This window comes from Sulfitobacter sp. HNIBRBA3233 (assembly GCF_040149665.1).
Taxonomy (GTDB): domain Bacteria; phylum Pseudomonadota; class Alphaproteobacteria; order Rhodobacterales; family Rhodobacteraceae; genus Sulfitobacter; species Sulfitobacter marinivivus.
In genome coordinates, this window is the sequence record NZ_JBEFLP010000013.1 from 1 (window position 1) to 5,799 (window position 5,799).

A 5,799-nucleotide genomic window follows, 5' to 3' on the forward strand; every position below is an offset into this window, starting at 1 on the left:
CCAAAAATGTGCTTGCGGGTTTTGGGTGTTGGGCTTAGAACCCCCTTCACCGGCGGCGCTGAGGCGCTACGGGGCGCCACGGAGGCGGGACGGAGCGGACGCTTCGGAAGGTCTTCGGGGTGGAAATCAGGGATAGAGCAGGCGAGGCGCGCCGGTAAGTTAGGGCGCATCTGGTTGGTTTTTGTCTCTGAGCGTTATTTGACATTGATGATATCTGAAGAGATATGCGGGCGGTTTGGTTTCATTTCGATGGATCAACGTCTGTATATCGCGCTCTTAGGCTTCGGCCGATGATGGAGTGTCAGCTTCACTGTTTGAACGGCTTTCGGTAACTTTGGTTACCTTGAGCACATCAAACAGAGACTGTCTCATGCCTTTCAGTAATGGGTATGAGACGATGTGCAGAGGTTCGAACGTCAAGGACACGGTCGCAAGATCGTTTCAACTTGAGAGTTTGATCCTGGCTCAGAACGAACGCTGGCGGCAGGCCTAACACATGCAAGTCGAGCGCTCACTTCGGTGGGAGCGGCGGACGGGTTAGTAACGCGTGGGAACATACCCCTTTCTGCGGAATAGCCACTGGAAACGGTGAGTAATACCGCATACGCCCTTCGGGGGAAAGATTTATCGGTGAGGGATTGGCCCGCGTTAGATTAGATAGTTGGTGGGGTAATGGCCTACCAAGTCTACGATCTATAGCTGGTTTTAGAGGATGATCAGCAACACTGGGACTGAGACACGGCCCAGACTCCTACGGGAGGCAGCAGTGGGGAATCTTAGACAATGGGCGCAAGCCTGATCTAGCCATGCCGCGTGTGTGATGAAGGCCTTAGGGTCGTAAAGCACTTTCGCCAGGGATGATAATGACAGTACCTGGTAAAGAAACCCCGGCTAACTCCGTGCCAGCAGCCGCGGTAATACGGAGGGGGTTAGCGTTGTTCGGAATTACTGGGCGTAAAGCGCGCGTAGGCGGATCAGAAAGTAGGGGGTGAAATCCCAGGGCTCAACCCTGGAACTGCCTCCTAAACTCCTGGTCTAGAGTTCGAGAGAGGTGAGTGGAATTCCGAGTGTAGAGGTGAAATTCGTAGATATTCGGAGGAACACCAGTGGCGAAGGCGGCTCACTGGCTCGATACTGACGCTGAGGTGCGAAAGTGTGGGGAGCAAACAGGATTAGATACCCTGGTAGTCCACACCGTAAACGATGAATGCCAGTCGTCGGGTAGCATGCTATTCGGTGACACACCTAACGGATTAAGCATTCCGCCTGGGGAGTACGGTCGCAAGATTAAAACTCAAAGGAATTGACGGGGGCCCGCACAAGCGGTGGAGCATGTGGTTTAATTCGAAGCAACGCGCAGAACCTTACCAACCCTTGACATCCTGTGCTAACCCGAGAGATCGGGCGTTCACTTCGGTGACGCAGTGACAGGTGCTGCATGGCTGTCGTCAGCTCGTGTCGTGAGATGTTCGGTTAAGTCCGGCAACGAGCGCAACCCACATCTTTAGTTGCCAGCATTCAGTTGGGCACTCTAAAGAAACTGCCCGTGATAAGCGGGAGGAAGGTGTGGATGACGTCAAGTCCTCATGGCCCTTACGGGTTGGGCTACACACGTGCTACAATGGCAGTGACAATGGGTTAATCCCCAAAAGCTGTCTCAGTTCGGATTGGGGTCTGCAACTCGACCCCATGAAGTCGGAATCGCTAGTAATCGCGTAACAGCATGACGCGGTGAATACGTTCCCGGGCCTTGTACACACCGCCCGTCACACCATGGGAGTTGGTTCTACCCGACGGCCGTGCGCTAACCTTTTGGAGGCAGCGGACCACGGTAGGATCAGCGACTGGGGTGAAGTCGTAACAAGGTAGCCGTAGGGGAACCTGCGGCTGGATCACCTCCTTTCTAAGGATTTTCCTAGTACGGATAATGCGATGCCAACGCGCTCAAGTAGCGAAGCGGTAGCGCATAGAAGTCGTGGAGAACTTAGCAGGTCGGCAAACAAAGCCGACCAAATATCGAAGCCGGACCGTCCACATATCTCTTCAGAACACTAGGTCCTACGCAAGAGCGTAGGGTTCCAAAGCATGGGGCCTTAGCTCAGCTGGGAGAGCGCCTGATTTGCATTCAGGAGGTCAGGAGTTCGATCCTCCTAGGCTCCACCATTTGGCTGAGGCTCATTGAAGATGGGTCGGTAGCTCAGGTGGTTAGAGCGCACGCCTGATAAGCGTGAGGTCGGAGGTTCAAGTCCTCCTCGACCCACCACTTCCTAGGGTGGTCCAGTCGATTAGATCATTAAGCCCTGTCCGCAGGTCTTAATCATCCAATCGGATGAATTTACATCGTAAAGAGAGATACAAATATCAACCTGTTTGGTCACCCGAGTGTGGGATTGACCTCAGGCTGGAGCGATAGATCTTCGGATCTTGAGCGAGCGTTTGCACTGGACTGTTTCCTCGGTCCGCCAAGCGTATGCCAGGCTGAAACGAACAGTGTTGTCCAAGTCAAGTACACTAACCGAAGACGGTCGCAAGACCGTCGAAAACACTTCTGCCACACAAAAGGGCGGAAGTGGGAAAGTATGCTTTTGATCCGGGAACAGGTATCACAGTTTCTTACCAGCTTCTGTGATGCACGAGGGGCGCAAGTCTTTCTCTTTCTGGATCAAATCAAGCGCGAAAAGGGCGTTTGGTGAATGCCTTGGCAGTAAGAGGCGATGAAAGACGTGATACTCTGCGATAAGCTGAGGGGAGCCGAGAATAGGCTTTGATCCTCAGATCTCTGAATGGGGCAACCCACCTGATACTGTGTTATTTATACTGTCGTTTAGGCGGCAGGGCGAAATAATATGGTAAAACAGGTACTTATAGACTGAATACATAGGTTTATAAGAGCAAACCCGGGGAACTGAAACATCTAAGTACCCGGAGGAAAGGAAATCAATTGATACTCCCCTAGTAGCGGCGAGCGAACGGGGACCAGCCGAGCCTTGAGTGTGGTTAGAATGCGTTGGAATGCGCAACCAGAGTGGGTGATAGTCCCGTATAAGAAGCACGATAGGACGTATTAAGTAGGGCGGAACACGTGAAATTCTGTCTGAAGATCGGAGGACCACCTTCGAAGGCTAAGTACTCCTTACTGACCGATAGTGAACCAGTACCGTGAGGGAAAGGTGAAAAGCACCCCGACGAGGGGAGTGAAACAGTACCTGAAACCGAACGCCTACAATCAGTTGGAGGGTCCTTGCGGCCTGACAGCGTACCTTTTGTATAATGGGTCATCGACTTGGTCTCTCAAGCAAGCTTAAGCCGTTAGGTGTAGGCGCAGCGAAAGCGAGTCTTAATAGGGCGAATGAGTTTGAGGGATCAGACCCGAAACCGAGTGATCTAGGCATGGCCAGGTTGAAGGTTGGGTAACACCAACTGGAGGACCGAACCCACATCTGTTGAAAAAGATCGGGATGAGCTGTGCCTAGGGGTGAAAGGCCAATCAAACTCGGAGATAGCTGGTTCTCTGCGAAATCTATTTAGGTAGAGCGTCGACCGAATACCCTCGGGGGTAGAGCACTGGATGGGTAATGGGGCCCCACAGGCTTACTGATCCTAACCAAACTCCGAATACCGAGGAGTACTAGTCGGCAGACACACGGCGAATGCTAACGTCCGTCGTGAAGAGGGAAACAACCCTGACCTACAGCTAAGGCCCCTAATTCATGGCTAAGTGGGAAAGCAGGTGGGACGACCAAAACAACCAGGAGGTTGGCTTAGAAGCAGCCATCCTTTAAAGATAGCGTAACAGCTCACTGGTCTAAATAAGTTGTCCTGCGGCGAAGATGTAACGGGGCTCAAGCCATGAGCCGAAGCTTAGGATGCATTTATTGCATGGTAGCAGAGCGTAGTGTGACATAGTTCCATGTCTCCTTACCTACTTCGGTAGGATTGGAGACGCGGAGCTTTCTGTGAAGCCGGCCTGTGAGGGATCCGGTGGAGAGATCACTAGTGAGAATGATGACATGAGTAGCGACAAAGAGTGTGAGAGACACTCTCGCCGAAAGTCCAAGGGTTCCTGCTTAAAGCTAATCTGAGCAGGGTAAGCCGACCCCTAAGGCGAGGCCGAAAGGCGTAGTCGATGGGAACCAGGTTAATATTCCTGGGCCAGATGGAAGTGACGGATCATGAAGGTTGTTCATCCTTATCGGATTGGATGGGCCGCTGATTGGTTCCTGGAAATAGCTCCATCATAAGATCGTACCCTAAACCGACACAGGTGGACTGGTAGAGAATACCAAGGCGCTTGAGAGAACGATGTTGAAGGAACTCGGCAAAATACCTCCGTAAGTTCGCGAGAAGGAGGCCCGGTTCCTAGGCAACTAGGGGCTGGGGGCACAAACCAGGGGGTGGCGACTGTTTATTAAAAACACAGGGCTCTGCGAAGTCGCAAGACGACGTATAGGGTCTGACGCCTGCCCGGTGCCTGAAGGTTAAAAGGAGAGGTGAGAGCCTTGAATTGAAGCCCAGGTAAACGGCGGCCGTAACTATAACGGTCCTAAGGTAGCGAAATTCCTTGTCGGGTAAGTTCCGACCTGCACGAATGGCGTAACGACTTCCCCGCTGTCTCCAACATCGACTCAGCGAAATTGAATTACCTGTCAAGATGCAGGTTACCCGCGGTTAGACGGAAAGACCCCGTGCACCTTTACTACAACTTCACACTGGCATTAGGCCGAACATGTGCAGGATAGGTGGTGGGCTTCGAAGCGTGGACGCCAGTCTGCGTGGAGCCTCCCTTGAGATACCACCCTTGTTCTGCTTGATGTCTAACCGCGGTCCGTTATCCGGATCCGGGACCCTGTGTGGTGGGTAGTTTGACTGGGGCGGTCGCCTCCTAAATCGTAACGGAGGCGCGCGAAGGTTGGCTCAGAGCGGTCGGAAATCGCTCGTTGAGTGCAATGGCAGAAGCCAGCCTGACTGCGAGACTGACAAGTCGAGCAGAGTCGAAAGACGGCCATAGTGATCCGGTGGTCCCGAGTGGAAGGGCCATCGCTCAACGGATAAAAGGTACGCCGGGGATAACAGGCTGATACTGCCCAAGAGTCCATATCGACGGCAGTGTTTGGCACCTCGATGTCGGCTCATCTCATCCTGGGGCTGGAGCAGGTCCCAAGGGTACGGCTGTTCGCCGTTTAAAGAGGTACGTGAGCTGGGTTTAGAACGTCGTGAGACAGTTCGGTCCCTATCTTCCGTGGGTGTAGGATACTTGAGAGGAGTTGCCCCTAGTACGAGAGGACCGGGGTGAACGATCCACTGGTGGACCAGTTGTTATGCCAATAGCAGTGCTGGGTAGCTATGATCGGAAAGGATAACCGCTGAAGGCATCTAAGCGGGAAGCCCCCCTCAAAACAAGGTATCCCTGAGAGCCGAGGTAGACCACCTCGTCGATAGGCCAGAGATGTAAGCGCAGTAATGCGTTCAGTTGACTGGTACTAATGGCTCGATAGGCTTGATTTGATCCAGTAACAGAAAGACTGTTACTCAATCAAAAGCATACACACACAAATTAGCCGTACGCGGCTTGGACAACAGATATTTGGTTTACTTGGTTTGGTGATCATAGCACGAGCAAAACACCCGGTCCCATCCCGAACCCGGCAGTTAAGTGCCGTCGCGCCAATGGTACTGCGTCTTAAGGCGTGGGAGAGTAGGTCATCGCCAAACCTAGTAAGCCAAATATCTATCTCTCTTTCAAAAATAAACAAAATCAAAACGCCGCACCGGTAACTCCAGTGCGGCGTTTCTTCGTTC

1 protein-coding gene, 2 tRNA genes and 3 rRNA genes are annotated in these 5,799 nt (G+C 52.7%); all 6 read left to right on the forward strand.

Annotated features, from left to right (window positions below; all coding sequences use genetic code 11):
• The coding region (locus ABMC89_RS18920; protein ID WP_349570787.1) for a hypothetical protein at positions 1-294 on the forward strand (294 nt) is incomplete at its 5' end.
• 148 nt (positions 295-442) lie between these two features.
• Positions 443-1,903, forward strand: a 16S ribosomal RNA gene (locus ABMC89_RS18925).
• 184 nt (positions 1,904-2,087) lie between these two features.
• Positions 2,088-2,163 (forward strand) — tRNA-Ala (locus tag ABMC89_RS18930).
• Positions 2,164-2,186: 23 nt separating this feature from the next.
• A tRNA-Ile gene (locus tag ABMC89_RS18935) sits at positions 2,187-2,263 on the forward strand.
• A gap of 402 nt (positions 2,264-2,665) precedes the next feature.
• Positions 2,666-5,505: ribosomal RNA gene (locus tag ABMC89_RS18940) — 23S ribosomal RNA — on the forward strand.
• Positions 5,506-5,597: 92 nt separating this feature from the next.
• Positions 5,598-5,712: ribosomal RNA gene (gene rrf, locus ABMC89_RS18945) — 5S ribosomal RNA — on the forward strand.
• Together the 16S, 23S and 5S rRNA genes with 2 tRNA genes alongside form the textbook arrangement of a ribosomal RNA operon.
• Positions 5,713-5,799 lie beyond the last annotated feature (87 nt).